Source organism: Kribbella sp. NPDC050459 (assembly GCF_040655315.1).
Taxonomy (GTDB): Bacteria; Actinomycetota; Actinomycetes; order Propionibacteriales; family Kribbellaceae; genus Kribbella.
This window is the reverse complement of record NZ_JBFAJQ010000004.1, coordinates 199,310-220,121: the sequence shown is the minus strand read 5'-3', so window position 1 is coordinate 220,121 and position 20,812 is coordinate 199,310. Positions and strand designations below refer to the sequence as shown.

Sequence of the window (20,812 nt, the reverse complement as noted above, 5' to 3'; positions counted from 1 at the left end):
CTCCACCATGACGTCTGAAGCTGGGGTCGCGTTTCCGTACCAGAATCCAACCTGGCGCGATGTCGCACCCGTCACCGACGACGCCCGCGTGCTGGAGGCGTCGGTGCGCGAGCCGGAGCGGTTCGCGGTGATCTTCGACCGGTACTACGGCCAGGTGCACGCGTACGTCGCGCGCCGGCTGGGGACCGATGTGGCGGACGACCTGGCCGCCGAGACGTTCCTGATCGCGTTCCGCCGGCGGGAGCGGTTCGACCGGCGCAGCGGCGCGGTCCGGGCGTGGCTGTACGGGATCGCGACCAACCTGATCCGGCGGCACCGGCGCGACGAGGTCCGGGCGTGGCGGGCCGCGGCGAAGCTGCCGGCGCCGCTGCCCGCGGGAGCACACGACGACCGGGTGACGGCACTGGTGACGGCGCAAGGCGCGTCCCGTGAACTGGCCGCCGCGTTGGCGAAGCTGAACGCGAAGGACCGGGAGGTCCTGCTGCTCGTCGCGCTCGGGCAGCTGACGTACGACGAGGTCGCGGCCGCGCTGGGAATCGCCTACGGCACAGTGTGCTCGCGACTGTCACGGGCCCGCCGGACGGTACGGGCAGCGGTCACAAATCCTTCGGAGGACGCGTCGTGAACGAGTTCGACGTACTGCGGAAGGCATTTCCGGAGCAGGAGCCGCCGACTCCCGAGGCGGCGGCGGACGCGCGTCGCCAGCTGCAGGAGCTGACGCGCAAGCCTCGCGTGTCCTTCGTCCGGACCGGCTGGCTCGGGACCGCCGTTACCGCAGCCACCGCGCTGGTGGCCGTGGCGGGGCTCGGCGGCGCGTTGCTGGTGGGGCGCGGCGACGACGGGACCGTGCCGAGCGGGCCAACGACCACTACTGCGCCGCGGCTCGCCACTGCGGCCGAGGTGTTGATCGCTGTCGCCGTACGGCAGGAGAAGGACGAGAAGGTGTCCGGCACGTACTTCCGGGTGCGGAGTCTGCAGATGACCACCGGCAAATACGCGCGGCGGACCATCACCGAGAGCTGGATGCCGATGAAGCCGGGCGTCGCCTCCTGGTTCGGCTGGGTGAACCTTGGCGAGAAAACCGCGCCGGTGGTGAACAAGATGTCGTTCCGCGACGTGCCGCCGGGCTACTTCCTGGGTGAGAAACCGCTGAGCGCCAAGCAGATCGCTGCGCTGCCGACAGACCCCGCGGTGCTCCGCAAGGTCCTCGCCAAGACGGCGGGTCCGGATCTGAACGCGGCCGACCAGGACTACGCCGTGTTCGCCGCGGCCGGACGGCTGCTGTTCGAGATGCCGTCGCCGCCCAAGCTCCGGGGCGCTGCCCTGCGGGTGCTGGCTGCCCTGCCCGGGACACGGATCCGGACCGGCATCAAGGACCCGATCGGCCGCACCGGCACCGAGGTCAGCATCACGTCCGTCAAGCCGAGCGGTACGCGGACCGGTCTGTTCTGGAGCGGAGCGACATACATCATCGATCCGGTCACCGGGCGCCTGCTCAGCTCCACGATTCGCGGGCCGAAAACAGGGTCCACCGTCGTCCTCGAGTCCGGCTGGACCGACGACGAGCCGACCCCGCCCTCCACCGCTGTCCGGTAGCCGGTCTTTGGTGGGGGTCTAGGGTCGGGGTATGGGGACTCTGCTTGAGCTGGATCTGACCCGCGGTGTGCTCGAGACACCGCCCGCTTCCCCGGTGGCCGCGTTCCGGGCGCGGCACCTGCCGACACTGCGCGAGCTGGTGGGCGCGCTGCGGAAGGGGGCGCGTGACGACAGTGTGGTCGGGATCGTGGCGCACCTCGGCGGACACCGGCTGTCGCTCGCGCAGGTGCAGGAGCTGCGTGAGGCGGTGGCCGACTTCCGTACGTCGGGCAAGCCGGCCGTCGCGTGGACCGAGTCGTTCGGCGAGTCCGGTCAGGGAACTGTGCCGTACTACCTGGCGACCGCGTTCGACGAGATCTGGCTGCAGCCGTCCGGCGACCTGGCCGTCACCGGCGTCTCGGTGCAGGCCGTCTTCGTCCGCGGCGCGCTCGACAAGGCCGGCGTGATCCCGCAGTTCGGCAAGCGGCGTGAGTACAAGACCGCTGCCGACACGTTCACCGAGCGGGAGATGACCCCGCCGGCCCGCGAGATGGCTTCGCGGCTCGCGGAGTCGGCGTACGAGCAGATCGTCGAGGGCATCGCCGTACGGCGGCGTCTGGACACCGCGCGGGTCCGGGAGCTCGTCGACAGCGCACCACTGGCCGCACAGGCCGGCCTGGATGCCGGACTGATCGATCGGCTCGGCTACCGGTCCGACGTGTACGACGAGCTCGAGAAGACGCTCCAGTACGACAACCGGCTGCTGGCCGAGCGGTACATCCGGCGTGGTCCGCGGACCCTCGAAGACGTCCGGAAGGCGCTCCCCTGGCCGCAGAAGCCGCTGGTGGCGGTGGTCCGCGTGACAGGCGGCATCTCGGTCGGCCGCAACTCGAACAGCCCGCTCGGCGGCCCTGGCTCCGGCTCCGACACCATCGGCGCCGCGCTGCGCGCTGTCGCGGACAACGACCAGGTGAAGGCGGTCGTCCTGCGAGTCGACAGCCCAGGCGGTTCGTACGTCGCTTCGGACGCGATCCGCAACGAGGTACTGCGGTTGCGCTCGACCGGACGCCCTGTGATCGCGTCGATGGGCGGAGTGGCAGCGTCCGGCGGGTACTTCGTCGCGATGCCGGCCGACGTGATCGTGGCCCAGCCGGGCACGATCACCGGGTCGATCGGCGTGCTGACCGGCAAGGGCGTCGTCCGCGACGCGCTGGGGCGGATCGGCATCTCGCGGGAGGCCGTGTCCGAGGGTGAGAACGCGCAGATGTACTCGGCCCAGGAAGAGTTCACCGACGAGCAGTGGGCGCGCCTGGAGGAGACGCTCGACCGGATCTACAAGGACTTCGTCGCCAAGGCCGCCCAGGACCGCGGGCTGCCCGAAGACAGGCTGGAGTCGCTGGCTCGCGGACGGGTCTGGACCGGTGCGGACGCGCACAGTCACAAGCTGGTCGACGAACTCGGCGGCTTCCAGCACGCGCTCACACTCGCCTGCAACCGGGCCGGTCTGGACCGCGAGGAGATCGCCGTGACGTCGGTCCCGCACCGCAACCTGCTGAGTCAGCTGAAGGCCCCGACGACGACCGATGATCTGGCGGTCAGCGCGGCGCCCTTGACGCTCGACGGCCTGACCACCGGTCTCTACACCGCCCTCGGCCTGCCGCCGGCCGGTGTCCTGCGGATGCCCTTCAGCTGGGAGATCAGTTAGGTCCTGTCTGGTAATCCAGCGCCGTAGCGAGGAGGTGCTCGGTGCGGTGCATCGGCGTGCGGGGGCGAAGGTCTCGATGCGGAGCATCGTGGCCTTTGCACCCGTGCGGCGAGGTGCCGTGCCGAGTGCCCCGCAGTAGGCGATGGATTGCCAGACAGGGCCTAGTCCCGCTCGCCTCCGGGGACCCAGAGGACGTCGCCGCCGGACGAGAGGTTGGCGACCCGGCCGAGGATGAAGAGCAGGTCGGACAGGCGGTTCAGATAGGTGATCGCGAGCAGGTTGATCGACGGGCCGTGAGATTCGACGGCGGCCCAGCCGGCCCGCTCGGCGCGGCGGACGACCGCGCGCGCGACGTTCAGGTACGCGGCGCCCTCGGTGCCGCCGGGCAGGATGAACGAGCGGAGCTTGGTCAAACGACCGTTGTAGTCGTCGCACCAGGACTCGAGCCGGTCGACGTAGTCCTGGGTGATGCGCAGCGGCGGGTACTCCGGGTCGGGCGTGATCGGGTTGCACAGGTCCGCGCCGACGTCGAACAGGTCGTTCTGGATCCGGGTCAGCAGCACGACGATCGCGCTGTTCAGGTGCCCGGCCGCGATGGCCACCCCGATCGCGGAATTCGCCTCGTCGACCTCGCCGTACGCCGCCAGTCGCGGGTCCGTCTTCGAGGTCGTGGAGTTGTCGCCGAGACGGGTCTCGCCGGCGTCACCGGTGCGGGTGTAGATCCGCGTCAAGTTCACAGCCATGCCAGGACTCTACGCAAAGCCCGGCGAGGTCAAACGCTACAGTCGACCGGTGGAACGGTTTCGAATCGCGGGTGAGGCACGGCTCGAGGGCGCTGTCGAGGTGGCCGGGGCGAAGAACAGTGTGCTCAAGCTGATGGCGGCGGCGCTGCTGTCGGAAGGTACGACGACGCTGCGGCAGGTGCCGAGCATTCTCGATGTCACCTTCATGGCGCAACTGCTGGACACCCTCGGGTGCGAGGTGACGGTGGACGCCGAGCAACGGCTCGCGACGATCGCCGTACCGGGCACCATCGGGCACCAGTGCGACTACGACCTGGTCCGCAAGCTGCGCGCGTCGATCTCGGTGCTCGGTCCGCTGCTGGCCCGCTGCGGCCAGGCGGAGGTCGCGCTGCCGGGCGGCGACAACATCGGCTCCCGCGGCCTGAACATGCACGTCGCCGGCCTGGAGTCGATGGGCGCGAAGGTGCACATCGAGCACGGCTTCGTGATCGCCGAGGCCCCGCAGGGCCTGCACGGCGCCGAGGTCTGGCTGGACTTCCCGAGCGTCGGCGCCACCGAGACGATCATGATGGCCGCGGTGCTCGCGCGCGGGACGACGATCATCGAGAACGCCGCCCGCGAGCCGGAGATCCAGGACATCGCGGCGATGCTCGTCGAGATGGGCGCGCAGATCGACGGCGCCGGCTCGCCGCGGATCGAGATCACCGGCGTGGACGGGCTGCTGAACCCGGTCGAGCACGTGGTGGTGCCGGACCGGATCGTGTCCGGCAGCTGGGCGTTCGCGGCCGCGATCACCAAGGGTGACGTGACGATTGCCAACGGGCACGCCGAGCACCTCGAACTGCCGCTCGACAAGCTGCACCGGGCCGGCGCGGACATCACCGTGCTGAACCCCGGCTTCCGGGTCCGGATGCACGACCGGCCGAAGCCGGTGGACGTGGTCACGCTCCCCTACCCCGGGTTCGCCACCGACCTGCAGGCGTTCGTGATCGCGCTGAACGCGATCAGCGACGGCGCCGCCATGGTCACCGAGAACCTGTTCGAGGGCCGGTTCACGTTCGCGCAGGAGCTGACCCGGCTGGGTGCCCAGATCCAGACCGACGGGCATCACGCCGTGGTCCGCGGCGTACCGCGGCTGTCCGGCGCGCCCGTGGTCGCCTCGGACATCCGCGCCGGGGCCGCGCTGGTGCTGGCCGGCCTCGCCGCCGAGGGCGAGACGCTGGTGTCCGCGGCCCATCACGTGCACCGCGGCTACACCGACTTCGCCGGCAACCTCCGCCGTCTCGGCGCCGACGTCGTCGTGGAACCTGACGACGCAGAGATGTACTGGAGCTAATAAGCTCCTCCGCATGACTGAGCGCGTGGTGAAGCCGGTGGGTCGGGGTTTCCTGTTTCTCGACTCGCACCCGGCCGGGTGTGCACAGGTCGTGCGGGACATGGCGGCAGAGGTCGAACAGCGTCCCGCGGAGCGGCGTACGGCGCTGGTGATCGGATCCAGTTCCGGGTACGGGCTCGCGACGACGATCGCCGGGCTCGCGCGGTACGGGATCGACGGCATCGGCATCTGCTTCGAGAAGGCCGCCACCGCCCGTCGTACGGCGACCGCCGGGTGGTACCGGACCGCGGAGACCTCCGCGCTGGCCGCTCAGCTCGGCCGCTCGTGGACCTTCGTGAACGCCGACGCGTTCGCGGACACCACGAAGGACGACGTCCTCGACCTGATCGCCTCGCAGCTCGGCGGGATCGATCACCTGGTCTACAGCGTCGCCGCACCGCGTCGTACGGACCCGCGCACCGGCGAGACGTACCAGTCGGCGCTGAAGGCCATCGGCGCGCCGCACATCACCAAGAGCCTCGCGTTCGACGACGGTGCGCCGGTGCTGCAGGAGATCGGGATCGAGGTCGCGACCGACGACGAGATCGCGCAGACCGTGAAGGTGATGGGCGGCGAGGACTGGGCCCGCTGGATCACCGCGCTGCGCGAACGCGACCTGCTCAAGCCCGGTTTCAACACCGTCGCCCTCACCTACATCGGTTCCGAGCTGACCGGCCGGCTGTATCGGCAGGGCTCGATCGGCGCGGCCAAGGCGGACCTGGAGCAGACCGCACTGAAGCTGGCCGCCGACGGCGTGACCGCGATGACGTCGGTGAACGGCGCCGCCGTCACGCAGGCGTCGTCGGCGATCCCCGGCATCGGCCTGTACGTCAGCCTGCTGCACAAGGTGACCGGCCTGCAGACCCCCGTCGAGCAGTCGATCGCGCTCTGGGATCAGCTCACCGGCGAGACCCCGCTCGACCTGGACGACGAGGGCCGCATCCGCCTCGACCGCTGGGAACTCAACGACGAGGTCCAGTCCGCCGTCCGCACCCAGTGGGAGTCCGTGACGCCCGACAACATCGCGTCGGTCGCGGACGCTGACTGGTTCCTCGCCGAAGTCCGCCGCCTGTACGGCTTCGACGTACCCGGCGTGGACTACGACGCCGAGACCGAGGTCGACGTGGAGTGGCCTACAACGGCTTGAACGACACCATTTCCAGGACGAGTTCGCCGGCCTCGTCGGAGGCGTTGAGGTCGACGGACGCGGTGATGCGCCAGTCGTGGTTGCCCTCCGGGTCGTCGATGATCTGCTGGACCTCCCAGTAGCCCGGGTGCTCCTCGACCAGGAACAGTGCGGGACCGCGGGCGGCCGGACCGGTGCCGACGACGTCGTGCTCGGCGTAGTACGCCGTACCGGCCTCGGCCCAGCGGCCCGCGTCCCAGCCGGCCTCGCTGTCGAGCTGACCGAGCTCGGCCCAGCGGTGCAGGGCGAGTAGCTCGACGCGACGGAACATCGCGTTGCGGACCAGGACCCGGAAAGCCCTGGTGTTCAAGGTGATCCGGCGCGGACCGGCCGGCGTCGGCTCGGCCGCCTCCTCCTCGGTGGGGTTGGTCAGCTCCTCCCACTCGTCGAGCAGGCTGGAGTCGGTCTGGCGGACCACCTCGCCGAGCCACTCGATCAGGTCGGCGAGGTCCTCGTTCACCTTGTCCGGCGGGACGGTCTGCCGCAGCGCCTTGTACGCGTCGCTGAGATAGCGCAGGACGATGCCTTCGGAGCGGGCCAGCCCGTAGTACCCGATGAACTCGCCGAACGTCATCGCGCGCTCGAACATGTCCCGGACGACGGCCTTCGGCGACAGCCCGGTGTCCGCGATCCACGGGTGCGTCTGCCGGTACATCTCGAATGTTGCCTCGAGCAACTCCGCGAGCGGCTTCGGCCAGCTGACGTCCTCGAGCAGCTCCATCCGCTCGTCGTACTCGATGCCCTGGGCCTTCATCGCGTTCACCGCCTCGCCCCTGGCGTGGTGCTCCTGCGCCCAGAGCACGGCCCGCGGGTCCTCCAGCGTGGCCTCGATGATCGAGACCACGTCGAGGGCGTACGACGGGTCGGCCGGGTCCAGCAGGTCCAGCGCCGCGAGCGCGAACGTGGACAGCGGCTGGTTGAGGCTGAAGTCCTTCTGCAGGTCGACGGTCAGGCGGAGGATCCGGCCGTTCTCGTCGGGCTCGTCGAGGCGCTCCACCACGCCGGCGGTGACGAGCGTGCGGTAGATCTGGATCGCGCGGCGGATCAGCCGCACCTGCGCCTTGGCGTCCTCGTGGTTGTCGCGGAGCAGCCGCCGCATGCTCTCGAACGCGTTGCCGTCGCGGGCGATGACGTTCAGCAGCATCGCGTGGCTGACCCGCATCCGCGACCGGAGCGCCTCGGGCTCGGCCGCGACCAGCCGGTCGAAGGTGTCCTCGCCCCAGGTGACGAACCCTTCCGGCGGCTTCTTCCGCTGCACCTTGCGCTGCTTCTTCGGGTCGTCACCGGCCTTCGCGAGAGCCTTGACGTTCTCGACGACGTGGTCCGGCGCCTGCACGACGACGGTGCCGGACGTGTCGTACCCGGCCCGGCCGGCGCGGCCCGCGATCTGGTGGAACTCGCGCGCCTTCAGGATCCGCTGGCGGCGTCCGTCGTACTTGCTGAGCGCGGTGAGGACGACCGTGCGGATGGGGACGTTGATGCCGACGCCGAGGGTGTCGGTGCCGCAGATGACCTTGAGTAGCCCGGCCTGCGCGAGCTGCTCGACGAGCCGGCGGTACTTCGGGAGCATGCCGGCGTGGTGGACGCCGATGCCGTGCTTCACCAGTCGCTGCAGCGTCCGGCCGAAGCCCTTGCTGAACCGGAAGTTCCCGATCAGCTCGTTGATCTTCTCCTTCTCCTCCTTCGAGGAGACGTTGATGCTCATCAGCGCCTGGGCGCGTTCGAGGGCGGCCGCCTGGGTGAAGTGCACGACGTACACCGGGGCCTGGTGGGTGGTGAGCAGCTCTTCGAGCGTCTCGTGCAGCGCGGTGGTGACGTACTTGTAGATCAGCGGCACCGGGCGCTCGCCGGACGCAACGATCGCCGTCGGGCGGGCGGTCCGGCGGGACAGGTCGATCTTGAACCGCTCGACGTCGCCGAGGGTCGCGGACATCAGGATGAACTGCGCCTTCGGCAGTTCGAGCAGCGGCACCTGCCAGGCCCAGCCGCGATCCGGCTCGGAGTAGAAGTGGAACTCGTCCATCACCACCTGGCCGACGTCCGCGTCCGCGCCTTCGCGCAGGGCGATGTTCGCCAGCACCTCCGCCGTACAGCAGATGATCGGAGCGGCCGCGTTGACGGCGGCGTCACCGGTCAGCATGCCGACCTTGTCCGCCCCGAACACGTCACACAGCGCGAAGAACTTCTCCGACACCAGCGCCTTGATCGGCGCGGTGTAGAACGTCCGCTGCCCGTTGGCCAGCGCGGCGAAGTGCGCGCCGGTCGCCACCAGGCTCTTCCCGGACCCGGTCGGCGTCGACAGGATCACGTTCGACCCCGTCATCACCTCGATCAGCGCCTCCTCCTGCGCCGGGTACAGCGAGATCCCCTGCTCCGTCACCCATCCCTGAAAGGCGTCGAACAGGTCGTCGGGCTCGGTCGTCCCCGGAACGTTCTCAGTCAGCGTCATCACCGACCATTGTCCCCGACCGGACAATCCACCAGCGCTGCCGGGTGCGGCGCACCCGTCCGGTAGCTCGCCTGCCGCCGCCGGCTCGATGCGGTGGCATCGCGTGCAGCGTCGACAGGATGTATCCGCCAACCACGCCGCGACCGGAGACGCGCCAGGCGTACCAAGGGCGGAGGTGGACGAAGACATCCTGTCGAGGTTGCACACCTACCGTTCGGCTCGGTTTGGGGACCGTTCGGCGACAGAAACAGTGCAAACGATTGCAAGCATTTCTATTCAACGGTGACTTGATGGGCATGACTTCTACTTCGTGGCGCCGGATGGGCGCGAGTTTGCTGGTGGCGGCGGTGGGGGCGGCGGGGCTGGTGGCGGCCGGGCCCGACGATCAGGGGACGACGGGAGGTGGTGAGGGGCTGGTGACGACCTGGGGTGCGGCGGACGACATCGCCGGCGGGACGTTGAGCGACATGACGGTGCGGAACGTGCTGCGGACGTCGGTCGGCGGGGAGGACTTGCGGATCCGGATCTCCAACGCGAACGGGGACCAGCCGCTGGTGTCGGACTCGGTGTACGTCGGGCGGCAGGACACCGGCGCGAGCGTGGTGCCCGGGACGAGCCGGCGGCTGACGTTCGGCGGCAGCACGACGGTGACGATCCCGCCGGGCGCGATGGCGATCAGCGATCCGCTGCCGGGCGCGGTGCCGGCGCTGACCAAGCTGACGGTCAGCCTGCACGTGGTCGGGACGACGGGTGTGATCACCGCGCACAACCGGGCGATGCAGCACAGCTACAAGTCGACGTCCGGCGATCACGCGGCCGACGAGTCGAGTACGGCATACCAGACGGAGTCTTCGGCCTGGTTCTTCCTGAACGCCGCGATCGTCGAGGCGCCGCGGCCGGTGCAGACCGTCGCGACGCTCGGCGACTCGATCACGTCGTCGGTCGGTTCGACGATCGACACCGACCGGCGATGGCCGGACGTCCTCGCCGCCCGGTACGCGCAACTGCCCGAACCGCGGCGGCTCGCGATCTCGAACGAGGGCATCTCGGGGAACCGGGTGCTCGGCGGGGTCGCGAAGGCGGGCAGCGCCGGGGCGAGTGCGCTGGCCCGGCTGGACAAGGACGTGCTGACGAAGCCCGGCGTACGGACGGTGCTGGTGCTGGAGGGGATCAACGACATCTACGCCGGGGCGACGACCGAACAGCTGATCGCCGGGTACCGGCAGCTGATCACGCGGGTGCACGCGTCCGGCCGGTGCATCGTGGGCGGGACGCTGACGCCGATGGGCAGCTCGTTCGTCTACACGCCGGAGAAGGAGGCGATCCGGCAGGCGGTCAACACGTTCATCCGCAGCAGCGGTGAGTTCGACGGGGTAGCCGACTTCGACGCCGCCACCCGCGACCCCGCCGACCCGGCGCGACTCGCGGCGGCGTACGACGGCGGCGACGGCCTGCACCCCAACGACGCGGGAAGTGCGGCCATGGGCAACGCCCCCACCCTCGACTCGCTTCGCTGTCAGTAGCCGGAACCGGGTGCACCGCCGCTCGGGCGGTGCACCCGGATTCCTTACTTCTCGCCCTTGATGGCGAGGGCTTGTTCCAGTTCGTCTCGGATGGCGTCGGCACCGGACTTGCGGTAGTTGGTGACGGCTTCGTCCCAGGCGGAGAGGTCGGCGCGGCCGAGTTGGATGTCCTTGGTGAGGGCGTCCATGCGGGTGTCGAGGACCTTGCCCTTGGTGGACTGGGTGGGTGAGTAGAGGCCGTACGCCGGCGGCAGGATCGCTGTCGGGAGGACGGCTTTCAGGTGGTTGTACGCCATGTCGACGGCCTCGGGATGGCCGGGGAAGTACGCGGGGTAGGGACCGTCGGCCAGGTACTGGACCGGGAACTCGCCGAGGCACACCTCGCTCCCGCCGTCCTTGGTCAGCTGCGGATCGGTTCCGTTCAGCGTGTAGTGCCGCCCGGGCAGGCCGAACTTGCGGAACAGGTACTCCTCGGTCCCGAACGGCGCCGCGAACCAGTTCAGGATCCGCAGCAGCGCCTTTATCCGCTCCGGCGAGCTCGGCCGGATCGCGGCGATCGAGTTGTTCGGCGAGCCGAGCAGCACCCGTCCGACCTGCCCGTCGTCGGAGCGCGGCACCGGGATCGCGATGCTGAAGTTCTTGTTCGTCGCGCGCCGGTAGAAGCTCTGGATCGACGAGTACGTGTCCTGGGTCATCACCGCCGAGCCCTGCGTGAACCAGACCTTCTGGTTGTTCTTCGCGACCCCGTCCGGATGGATCAGGCCGTCCTTCACCATCTGCCGGGTGATCGCCAGCATCTCCTTGTGCTCCGGCAGTTCCCGGCTGTGCACGAGCTTCCCGTCGCGCACCTCCCACCCGTTCGGCAACCGAAGCATCGCGCTGACCGCCGCCGTCGGCGGTACGGCGAAACCCCACCGGTTCTTCTTGCCGTCGGTGACCGCCTTCGCCACCTTCACCAGCTCCTCGACGGTCGGCGACCCGATCTCGACGCCGAACTGGTCGAGCAGGTCCTGCCGGACCAGCAGGGTGTTCGTCGACATCACGCCGCGCTGGATCGGCACCGCCCGGATACCGCCCGAGAACACACAGCCCCGCCACGACGCCTGCGGCGCGTTCGCCAGGAACGGGTACTCGAGGATCGCGTCCCCGGACAGGTACTCGGTCAGGTCCTGCGCCCGCGCCTCCAGGAACTGCGGCAGGTAGGCGAAGCCGCCGTCCACGTTGAACAGGTCGCCCAGCGTGTCACCGGCCACCGCGGTGGCGAACTTGTTCGGGTAGTCGGCCGCCGCCGTGATGGTCAGTTCCAGCGGCGACCCGAGCCGCCGGTTCAGTTCCTGCCAGTACGGATTGCGGTCGGCCGTCGGCGGGATCGGATTCGAGGTCAGCGTCGAGCCGACCACATCGCTCCCGTCGCCCGGCGTACCGCTGGTCACCTTCGTCGGGTTCGCCGGGAAGCGGTAGAAGCAGTCCGGCATCAGCGGATGGCTGCGCGGCAGGTCCGGCTTGGGGCCGTCGAAGCGTTTGTACGTCGGGAGCGCGACCGGCTTGTTCAGCGCTGCGATGTCGGTGGACCGGGTCACCGTCGAGCACCCGGTGACACCGACCGCCGCGGCGGCCAGTGATCCGCCGAGGAACGCCCTTCTGCTGAACGTCATCCCTTCACCGCCCCGGTCAGCATGCCCTTGGCGAAGTGCCGTTGCAGGAACGGGTACACGATCAGGATCGGTACCAGCGACACCACCAGGATCGCCATCTGGATCGACTCCTGCGGCGGCAGTTGGTCGGCCGCCGCGCCGCCGAGGTCACCGCTGCTCAACTCGGTGTTGTTGACGACGTACGTGCGCAGGACCAGCTGCAACGGCCATTTCGCGGTGTCGTTGATGTAGAGCATCGCGTTGAAGAACGCGTTCCAGTAGCCGACCGCGTAGAACAGCCCGACCACCGCGAGCACGGCCCGGGACAGCGGGAGCACGATCGACCAGAAGATCCGGAAGTCGCCGGCGCCGTCGATCCGGGCCGAATCGAGCACCGAGTCCGGGATGCCCATGAAGAACGAGCGCAGCACGATCACGTTGAAGCCGCTGATCGCCGTCGGCAGGATCAGCGCCAGCAACGAGTCGAGCAGCCCGAACTCCTTCACCACCAGGTAGTTCGGGATCAGGCCCGGGCTGAACAGCAGGCTGAACAGCACGATCATCAGGATCGGCTTCTGCCCGAACGAGCCCGGCCGGCTGAGCGAGTACGCCAGCATCGTGGACCCGGCCAGGCTGATCAGCGTGCCGCCGGTGGCGATGACCACGCTGACCAGCAAGGCCCGCTGGACGACACCGCCGTTGAAGATCGATCTGTAAGCGTCCAGGTTGAGGCCGTCGGGCCAGAGCACGAACCCGCCGGAGTTCGTGACGTGTTCCTGACTGGCGATGCTGGTCGCGATCACACCGATGAACGGGATGATGACGACCGCGCAGCAGATCAACAGCACGACGCCCTTCACCGCCCGCGTGGGCGCGCCGGGACCGTCGTCGATCCCCTTCGTCTGTACGAGACTCATTTCTTGTACACCCCCGCTTCGCCGAAGATGTGGGCGATCTTGTTGGCGCCGATCACCAGGGCGACGCCGACCAGGCCCTTCACGAGTCCGACCGCGGCGGAGACGCCCCATTGGCCGGCCAGTACGCCGTTGTTGTAGACGTAGGTGTCGAGGACCTCACTCGCCGGTCTCCCGACCAGGTTCTGCTGCAGGATGATCTGCTCGAAGCCGACGGTCAGCGAGTCGCCGAGCCGCAGGATCAGCAGCAGGATGATCAGGCCGCGGATCCCGGGCACCGTGACGTGCCACAGCTGCCGCCAGCGGGAGGCGCCGTCGACGCGGGCCGCCTCGTACAGCCCGGGATCGATCTGGGTCAGCGCGGCCAGGAACAGGATCGTCCCCCAGCCGGTGTCCTTCCAGATCACCTGGCTGGTGAGCAGCGCGATGAAGCCGTCCGGGTTGCCGAGGAAGTCGATCGTGCCCATCCCGTGCTCGCGGAGGAAGTTGTTGATCAGCCCGCTGCCGCCGAGGATCTGCTGGAAGATCGCGATCACGATCACCCAGGACAGGAAGTGCGGCAGGTACAGGACCGACTGCACGACCCGCTTGATCCGCTCGGACAGCAGGCTGTTCAGCAGCAGCGCCAGCGCGATCGGCGCCGGGAACACGAAGATCACCTGGACGAGCGTGATCAGCAGCGTGTTCTTGAGTGCGTTCAGGAACTCCGGGTCGCCGTTGAAGATCACCGCGAAGTTGTCCAGCCCGACCCACGCGCTGCGGCCGAGCGGCACGAACGGCAGGTACTCCTGGAACGCGATCAGGTTCCCGAGCAGCGGCAGGTAGTGGAACGCCAGCAGCAGCGCCAGCCCGGGCAGGGCCATCAGCAGCAGGATCTTGTCCCGGCGGGCCCGCGCCCACCAGGACAGCGGTTTGCCGCTCGCGCTGTGCCGGGGCGGTGCGGACCTACTGTCCGTAGCCACGCCCGGCGGTCCGGAGCCGGTCGGTTCGCCGGCCATGGTCTGCCGGCTGGGGATTCGATCTGTTTGAGCCACGCGACACTCCCAGGGTCGTCGCCCCCCACGATGGAGAGCGCTTTCCGTTCTCCTGTGTTCGACTGTGTCGCGTCTTGGGGAGTCGCGCAGCTTTGGTCGGAGTGTCTGGCCGAAACCGGCTCAGCCGCGGTGGTGCCAGCGGGTCTCGGCGGCGCCGCGGCGGGCGAGGTGTTCGAGGTGGGCGCGGGCCATCCGCACGGTCTGCAAGTTGACACCGCCGTACGCCCCCAGCTCGGTACCGATGGCTTCGGCCAGGTTACGGACAGTCAGCGAACCCTTGTTCCTGAGCAGCCGGGCGGTGAGTTCGTCGACGCCGGCGACCCACTCGAGGCTCTCCTCGATGAGCTTACGGCCGGCGGTCGCGTCGATCGCGTCGCCGTGCGACGGTACGAGCGCGTCGAAGTCGAGCTCCAGGAGCCGGGTCAGCCCGTTCGTGTACCGCGTGACGTCGGTGTAGAGCGGCGCCAGCCAGACCGAGCTGTCGAGGTACGGCCGGCCGCGGCCCTGCACGTCGTCGAAGGTGAACAGGGTCCGCGAGGTCTCGTCGAGTACGGCGATGTGCCCGGGACTGTGGCCGCTGGTCGTGATCACCTGCAACGGCCGCTCGCCGGGCAGGCGATCGCCGTCACGCAGCAGGAGGTCGATCCGGACCCGGTCGTCCAGCATCTCCAGCAGCTCGGTCCGCTCGGCCTCGGAGAGGTCCAGCGCGTCCGGATCCGAACCCCACAGCTCGGTCAGCAGCCGATCGTTGTCCTCCAGCCACCCGGCCTCCAGCGCGGGCGCCGCGAACCGGGCGCCGCTGTGCTTGCGCAGTACGGCGTTGCCGCCCATGTGATCGGGGTGTGCGTGGCTGTTGACGACCAGGGTGAGGTCCGACAGCCCGAGGCCGAGGCCCGCGAGCTCGGGCGCCGTCGTCGACTCGGGAGTCGACGCGATGCCCGCATCCAGCAGGACCAGCTCCGAGCCGGCGTCGATCACGTGCAGCCAGAGCGGCAGTCCGCACACATGCGGGTAGTCGGTCGCCAACTGGTGGATCCCCGGTGCGATCTCGCTAGGCATGGTTCACCGTCCCTCGAAGATTCCGGTCCGCCGTTCCGCGAAGGCCGCTCGGCCTTCGGTGGCGTCGTGGGTGCCGAGGGCAACCGCCTGCAGCTCGCGCTCGTACTGGATGGCGGCCTCCAGCCCCATCGACCAGGCCGCACGCAGGTTCGCCTTCGCCGCGGCGGCCGCGACCGGCGGGCGGGCGGCGATCCGGTGCGCCAGCTCGGTTGCTGCCGGCAACAGGTCGTCCGGGGCCAGGATCTTGCTGACCAGGCCGATCCGCAGCGCCTCGGCGGCGTCGATCGGATCGCCGGTGAGCAGCAGCGTCGCCGCGTCACTCGCCGGCACCGAGGCGGCGAGCAGCGCCGTCACTCCCCCGCCGCCGATCCAGCCGAGCTTGATCTCGGCCGCCGCGAAGCTCGCGGCCGACGACGCCAGCCGGATGTCGCACGACAGCGCGAGCTCCAGCCCGCCGCCGTACGCGTACCCGTTGACCGCCGCGATCACCGGCGTCCGCAACGAGCGCAGCGCGTCGCAGTAGTCGCGCCGGTTCCGGAAGTGCCACGGGCCGTCGTACCGGTCGAGCTCGCCGATGTCGCTGCCGACCGAGAAGGCCCGCTCGCCGGCGCCGGTCACCACGACCGCACGGATCGACGGCTCCTCGTCGATGCGCGGGATGAGGTCGAGCAGCTCGGCGCTCATCGACCGGGTGGCCGCGTTCAGCTTCGCGGGCCGGTCGAGCGTGAGCACGCCGACGTACCCGTCCTGGTCGAAGCGGATCCGGCCGTCATCCATTGAGCACCTTCTTGAAGTCGTCCTCGATCCGGTCGACCGCCGCGTCGAGGTCGTCGTCGTTGCCGAGCAGCTCCCGCACCCGCTCGGACAGCTCGTCCTGGAACCCGATCCAGCCGTCGAACCGCGGCCGGACGTACGACGTCCGCACAGTCTCGAGCGTCGCGGAGTAGTGCCCGTTCCACGCCTGGTCCACCTGTGGCGACTCCCACACCGCGGTAGCCGCCGACTGTCCACCCACCGCGGACAGCTCCAGCTGCGTCTGTACGTCGAGGAGACCGCGCACGTACTTCGTCACGGCGAGCACCTTCGAGTACGCCCGCGGCGTCACCGCCAGACCGGTCCCACCGAGCGTGCCGTTCCCCGACGAGTCCTGATCGAACAGCCGAGGCGCAGCCGACCAGGCGAGCGTGTGTCCGTAGTAGGCGTAGCTGTAAACCAGCGGACAGTACTCAGCCTCCCCAGCCACCAGCAACTCGTGAATGCCGATCGGGTCCAGGTCGGCCGCACTCTGATCACTGCGTCGCCACACCGCACGCAACAACTCCAAAGCCGCAACGGCACGTTGCCTGTCCAGCAGCGTGTGTCCACTGCGGTCTCCTGCAAGACCCAGCAGCATCAACCCCGCATGTGGGCCTGCGACGCACAGGACGACACCGGACAGCCGCAGTACGTCGGACCAGGCTGCGGGCGGGGTAGCGAGGTCCGGCCGGTACACGCACGTTTGGGTCGCAGCATCCAACGGCAACGCCCATCCATGCCCCTCCAGCTGATAACTCGCCCACGTCGGCGGCACGGCCCGCGACTCCCACAACGCCAGGTCGTCGGGCGAGAACACGTCCTCCACCGGCAGTACGGCGCCTGCCTCGATCGCCGCGCCCAGTCCCGGGTGGTCGATCACCAGCAGGTCGTACTGCCCGGCCAGCTCCACCAACGGAGTCGACTCGAACCCGGACAGCGGCTGCCGGTCCCACTCGACCTGGACCTCCGGGTGTGAGAACACCTCCAGCGGCCGATAGCCCCGCGGGTGGTCCCAGGTCAGTCCGCGCAATGCCACCGTCACGGCGCGACCACCGAGCCCGAGTCCAGCAACGCCTGGCGCCTCGCCGGTGAGACGCCAAGCTCCGACAACAGCTCGTCGGTGTGCTCACCGACCAGCGGAGCAGGCCGGTGTACCTCGGCAGGTGTCCGGCTGAAGCGGTACGGGAATCCCGGTGTCGTCACGGTGCCCTCGGTCGGGTGCTCGTACGTCACGAACGACTCGTTGTGCAGCACCTGCGGGTCCGTGCGCAGGTCGTCGTACGACAGCACCGGACCGCACCACACGCCACGCTCACGCAGCTTGAGCATCCAGTGCTCGGTGGACTCCCGTCGCAGCGCCGTCGACACCGCGGCAGCGATCTCGTCGCGGCGGGCGAACCCGTCGCGCTCCGCGTCCAGTCCGGCCAGCTGCGGCGCGTCCAGCACCTCCGCCAGCACCGGCAGGTTCGCGAACGCCAACGAGATGTACCCGTCGGCGGTCGTGAAGATCCCGTACGGCGCACGAATGTAGCTGTGCGCGTGGACCTCCTCGGAGCGCGTCTGCGGTACGCCGCCGACGGTGTGCACCGACAGCTCCTGCATCTGCAGGGCGATCACCGCGTCCAGCATGTTCACCTGGACGAGCTGCCCCTCGCCGGCACGCTCCCGATGCAGCAGCGCGGCCAGCACACCTTCGAACGCGCTGTACGCCGTGACCGCGTCGGCCAGGAAGTACGGCGCGGCGACGGGCGGCTCGTCAGGGCGGCCGGCGCTGAACAGCGCACCGCTCATCGCTTGCACCAGCAGGTCCTGTCCGGGCCACTCGGCGTACGGCCCGCTCTCGCCGTACCCGGAGATCGAGACGTAGACCAGTGAGGGCTTCAGTGCGCGCAGCGTGTCGTAGTCGACGCCGAGACGGGCTGCTACGCCGGGCCGGTAGTTCTGGAGGAACACGTCCGACGTGCGCACCAGCTCGTACAGGAGCTCGCGGCCCTCTTCGGACTTGAGGTCGACGGCCAGACTGCGCTTGTTGCGGTTCAGCGACAGGAAGGACGCATTGACCTCGTTGCCCGCGGCGCCGCCGGCGGACGTGTGCCGCTGCCATTCGCCGGTCACCGGCTCGACCTTGACCACGTCCGCGCCGAGGTCGCCGAGCCGCATCGCCGCCAGCGGACCGGCCATCGCCACCGACAGGTCGAGAACCCGGTAACCGCCCAGGATGTTCATTGCGCCGTCCATCCCGCGTCGACCGGCAGGACCGCGCCGGTGACGAACGAGGCGTCGTCGCTGGCCAGGAACGCGATCGCGGCCGCCACTTCGGCCGGCTGCCCGATCCGGCCGAGCGCGTGGTGGCGCTCGACCATGGCCTGCATGGCGCCCGGGTCGTCCTCGCCGCCGACCTTTCCGTTGCGGATCAGCGGCGTGTCGATGAGTCCGGGCGCCACGCAGTTCGCGCGGACGCCGGCGCGACCGTGGTCGAGGGCCATCGCGCGGGTCAGGTTCTCGACGCCGGCCTTCGCCGCGCAGTACGCCGACCTGTTCCGCTCGCCGACCGTGCCGATCGCGGACGAGATCGTCACGATCGCCCCGCCGCCCTGCGCGATGAACCGCGGCAGGACGGCCCGGCACGAGTTGTAGACGCCGGTCAGGTCGACGTCGAGAATCGTCCGCCACTCGTCCGGAGAGGTGTTCGGCACGGTGTCGCAGACATCCACACCAGCAGCACTCACCAGCACATCAACCCGCTCGAGCCCCGAGACCACCTCCACAGTCCGCTCGAGATCCGTCACATCGAGCTCGAACGCCCGCCCACCGATGTCGGCGGCCAGTTCCTGAGCGGCCGCGCGGTTGCGGTCGCAGATGATCACCTCGCCGCCCTCGGCGGCGATGCGGTGGGCGGTGGCCGCGCCGATCCCGGAGGCGGCTCCGGTGATCAGCGCGACCTTGCCCTTGAACCTTTCGGTATCCATAGCTGTTCTAGAACTCTCTAGGGCTTCTCGTAGGGGAAGGACGGCAGCACGCCGATCTGGTCGTACTGCATCTTGGAGTCGTCGAAGCCGGCCTCCCAGCTGACGTTCGCGAACGTGTCGCACGGTCCGGCGGACGGCCCGTGGTACGGGTCGCTCTCGGTGTTGGTGACCTTGATGTCGGAGAACGCGAACCCGCAGCCGCCGAAGTCCATGTGCACGCCGTACGGCTTGGCGTCCGGCATCGACGGATCCGCGTTCGCGTCGTCGATGACCAGCTGGGAGACGGAGGCATCCGGCGTGTACGGCGGCTCGTTGCGGACGCCGTACGCGTAGAACGGACCGGTGTCGCCGCTGTCCTGCGCGAGGTGCGAGAGCCGGACGAACTTGACGGTGTTGCCGCCGGTGTAGTTGTCCGCGTTCGGGATCTCCGGCCGGGACTCGATGCTGATGCCGTACCGGGCGCCGTGCTCGACGACGGTGTGGCTCACTTCGTTGCCGCCGCTGTTCATGATCTCGACGCCGGCCGAGTCGCCGGGCACCAGCTCACCGATGTGGTGGATGTAGTTGTTGGTGAACGTGTTGCCGTGGGCAACGTCGCCTTCGCCGGGCCAGCCGCCCTCGATCTTGATGCCGTCGTTGCCGAGGTGCTCGAGCAGGCTGTCCGAGACCGTGGTCTGCTCGTTCGCGAACAGCAGCTCGATCCCGGTGAATCCGGTCTGCAGGATGTGCAGCCTGGTGAGCTTCACGCCGCGGGTGTTCGTGAGCGTGATCGCGCCCCACCGGTTCCGCGGCAGCTCGATCTGGGTGTCGTACTTCGGGTACTTGTGCTTGACCCCGGAGTCGCCCGTCCCGTTCCAGCCGTACCGGTACCAGTCCATGAAGTCGGTGTGCTGGATCGTCAGGCCGTCGAGCGTCAGGTTCTCCACCCGCCGGTTCGGCGACGCGCCCTCGAGCGAGAACACCTGGGTCTGCGTCGGCCGGTAGACCTTGACGCCGTCCATCGTCCCGCCGGCGGGCTTGTAGTACAGCGTCTTGGCCGGGTAGTCCAGGTAGTACTCACCGGCCTGGTCGAGCAGGCTCAGCGAGTTCTGCACGAAGTACCGCGAGCCACCGCCGGAGTTGATGAAGCCGTACCGCGCCGGGTAGACCAGCGTGGTCCGCTTCTTGGTGAAGTTGATGTCGAGCATCGGGATGGTGTCGGTGAACCACGACCAGGAGCCGCCCGACCACACCGTCACCTGCGCCGGCCACGACGTACCGAGCCGCAGGTCCCAGGACGGGTCGATGTCGCCAGTGTTGAACCCGAGCTGGTCGCGGACCGCTTCCTTGGTCGGGTCGAACAGGATGGACCGCAGGTACGGCGCCCACTTGTCGTCGGCCGCCCGGTTCGGGTAGCGGGCGGTCGTCGCCCGCTTGCCCTCGGCGTACAGGCTGTAGAACGGCTGGCTGACGTCGACCGGCGCCTTGAAGATGCCGTCCTTGTACGGCGTCCAGCCGGTCACCTCCCGCCCCGCCTCGAAGACCGCCTTGCCCGGCCCGTCCGCGCTCCGGTAGGTCACCCCGGAGTCGCGGTCGTCGAACGTGATCGTCTTGTCGACCTGGTACGTCCCTGCCTTCAGGTTCACCACCGGCGTGCACTCGGCGTGCGCCGTGATCCGCAGCGCGTCCCGCGCGTGCTCCACGGTCTTCCACGGCTTCCGCTCGGTCCCCGGGCCCTGGTCGTTGCCGTCCGGCGACACCCATTTGGAGCCGCAGTCCTGCGTCGGCGCCGCGGTTCCCACCGCGGAGCCTGCGCCGACCACAGCCAGCGCGGCACCCACGACTACTCCCACGAGCAGCTTCATCGCGAGC

General features: G+C 69.3%; 17 protein-coding genes. 6 read left to right on the top strand and 11 right to left on the bottom strand.

What is annotated here, in order from left to right:
• The first annotated feature begins 7 nt into the window (after positions 1-7).
• The 3 genes from AB0I12_RS17035 to sppA are packed head-to-tail and all read left to right on the top strand — an operon-like array spanning position 8 to position 3,280.
• Positions 8-625, top strand: coding sequence for an RNA polymerase sigma factor (locus AB0I12_RS17035; protein ID WP_359930106.1), 618 nt, complete (start codon positions 8-10; stop codon positions 623-625).
• The gene (locus tag AB0I12_RS17030) at positions 622-1,596 is read left to right on the top strand and encodes a CU044_5270 family protein (protein ID WP_359930104.1); all 975 of its coding nucleotides are present in this window, start codon (positions 622-624) and stop codon (positions 1,594-1,596) included. The genes AB0I12_RS17035 and AB0I12_RS17030 overlap by 4 nt, the downstream gene beginning before the upstream one ends.
• Before the next feature lie 31 nt (positions 1,597-1,627).
• A complete protein-coding gene (sppA, locus tag AB0I12_RS17025; RefSeq protein ID WP_359930103.1) occupies positions 1,628-3,280 on the top strand; it encodes a signal peptide peptidase SppA in 1,653 nt (550 codons plus the stop codon).
• Between the two features lie 161 nt (positions 3,281-3,441).
• Here sppA and AB0I12_RS17020 read toward each other — a convergent pair whose 3' ends face one another.
• Complete coding sequence (locus AB0I12_RS17020; protein ID WP_359930101.1) at positions 3,442-4,023, bottom strand: cob(I)yrinic acid a,c-diamide adenosyltransferase; 582 nt, start codon at positions 4,021-4,023, stop codon at positions 3,442-3,444.
• A gap of 49 nt (positions 4,024-4,072) precedes the next feature.
• Here AB0I12_RS17020 and murA point away from each other — a divergent pair, with 49 nt between their 5' ends.
• Both murA and fabV read left to right on the top strand, forming a co-directional pair.
• A complete protein-coding gene (gene murA / locus AB0I12_RS17015; RefSeq protein WP_359930099.1) occupies positions 4,073-5,359 on the top strand; it encodes a UDP-N-acetylglucosamine 1-carboxyvinyltransferase in 1,287 nt (428 codons plus the stop codon).
• Positions 5,360-5,372: 13 nt separating this feature from the next.
• Positions 5,373-6,545 (top strand): enoyl-[acyl-carrier-protein] reductase FabV, encoded by a 1,173-nt coding sequence (fabV, locus tag AB0I12_RS17010; protein ID WP_359930097.1) that lies wholly within the window; start codon positions 5,373-5,375, stop codon positions 6,543-6,545.
• On the opposite strand, the gene AB0I12_RS17005 is transcribed toward fabV, so the two are convergent.
• Positions 6,532-9,033 (bottom strand): DUF3516 domain-containing protein, encoded by a 2,502-nt coding sequence (locus AB0I12_RS17005; RefSeq protein ID WP_359930095.1) that lies wholly within the window; start codon positions 9,031-9,033, stop codon positions 6,532-6,534. The genes fabV and AB0I12_RS17005 overlap by 14 nt on opposite strands.
• 296 nt (positions 9,034-9,329) lie before the next feature.
• On the opposite strand from AB0I12_RS17005, the gene AB0I12_RS17000 reads away from it, so the two are divergent.
• Positions 9,330-10,556, top strand: coding sequence for an SGNH/GDSL hydrolase family protein (locus AB0I12_RS17000; RefSeq protein ID WP_359930093.1), 1,227 nt, complete (start codon positions 9,330-9,332; stop codon positions 10,554-10,556).
• A 44-nt stretch (positions 10,557-10,600) separates the two neighbouring features.
• On the opposite strand, the gene AB0I12_RS16995 is transcribed toward AB0I12_RS17000, so the two are convergent.
• From AB0I12_RS16995 to AB0I12_RS16955, 9 genes are all read right to left on the bottom strand, one after another.
• A complete protein-coding gene (locus AB0I12_RS16995) occupies positions 10,601-12,211 on the bottom strand; it encodes a hypothetical protein (RefSeq protein ID WP_359930091.1) in 1,611 nt (536 codons plus the stop codon).
• Complete coding sequence (locus tag AB0I12_RS16990) at positions 12,208-13,107, bottom strand: carbohydrate ABC transporter permease (RefSeq protein ID WP_359930089.1); 900 nt, start codon at positions 13,105-13,107, stop codon at positions 12,208-12,210. The genes AB0I12_RS16995 and AB0I12_RS16990 overlap by 4 nt, the downstream gene beginning before the upstream one ends.
• Positions 13,104-14,066, bottom strand: a complete 963-nt coding sequence (locus tag AB0I12_RS16985; RefSeq protein ID WP_359930087.1) for an ABC transporter permease subunit — start codon at positions 14,064-14,066, stop codon at positions 13,104-13,106. The genes AB0I12_RS16990 and AB0I12_RS16985 overlap by 4 nt, the downstream gene beginning before the upstream one ends.
• A 192-nt stretch (positions 14,067-14,258) precedes the next feature.
• Complete coding sequence (locus tag AB0I12_RS16980; protein ID WP_359930085.1) at positions 14,259-15,197, bottom strand: MBL fold metallo-hydrolase; 939 nt, start codon at positions 15,195-15,197, stop codon at positions 14,259-14,261.
• 3 nt (positions 15,198-15,200) lie between these two features.
• On the bottom strand, positions 15,201-15,974 hold the full coding sequence (locus tag AB0I12_RS16975; RefSeq protein ID WP_359930084.1) for an enoyl-CoA hydratase/isomerase family protein: 774 nt from the start codon (positions 15,972-15,974) through the stop codon (positions 15,201-15,203).
• Positions 15,967-17,034, bottom strand: a complete 1,068-nt coding sequence (locus AB0I12_RS16970; protein ID WP_359930082.1) for a hypothetical protein — start codon at positions 17,032-17,034, stop codon at positions 15,967-15,969. The genes AB0I12_RS16975 and AB0I12_RS16970 overlap by 8 nt, the downstream gene beginning before the upstream one ends.
• Positions 17,031-18,218, bottom strand: a complete 1,188-nt coding sequence (locus AB0I12_RS16965; protein WP_359930080.1) for a CoA transferase — start codon at positions 18,216-18,218, stop codon at positions 17,031-17,033. Before AB0I12_RS16965 ends, AB0I12_RS16970 begins: the two co-directional genes overlap by 4 nt.
• Positions 18,215-18,961: an SDR family NAD(P)-dependent oxidoreductase gene (locus AB0I12_RS16960; RefSeq protein WP_359930078.1), complete on the bottom strand. Its 747-nt coding sequence runs from the start codon at positions 18,959-18,961 to the stop codon at positions 18,215-18,217. The genes AB0I12_RS16965 and AB0I12_RS16960 overlap by 4 nt, the downstream gene beginning before the upstream one ends.
• Positions 18,962-18,978: 17 nt before the next feature.
• The gene (locus tag AB0I12_RS16955) at positions 18,979-20,805 is read right to left on the bottom strand and encodes a right-handed parallel beta-helix repeat-containing protein (RefSeq protein WP_359930076.1); all 1,827 of its coding nucleotides are present in this window, start codon (positions 20,803-20,805) and stop codon (positions 18,979-18,981) included.
• Positions 20,806-20,812 lie beyond the last annotated feature (7 nt).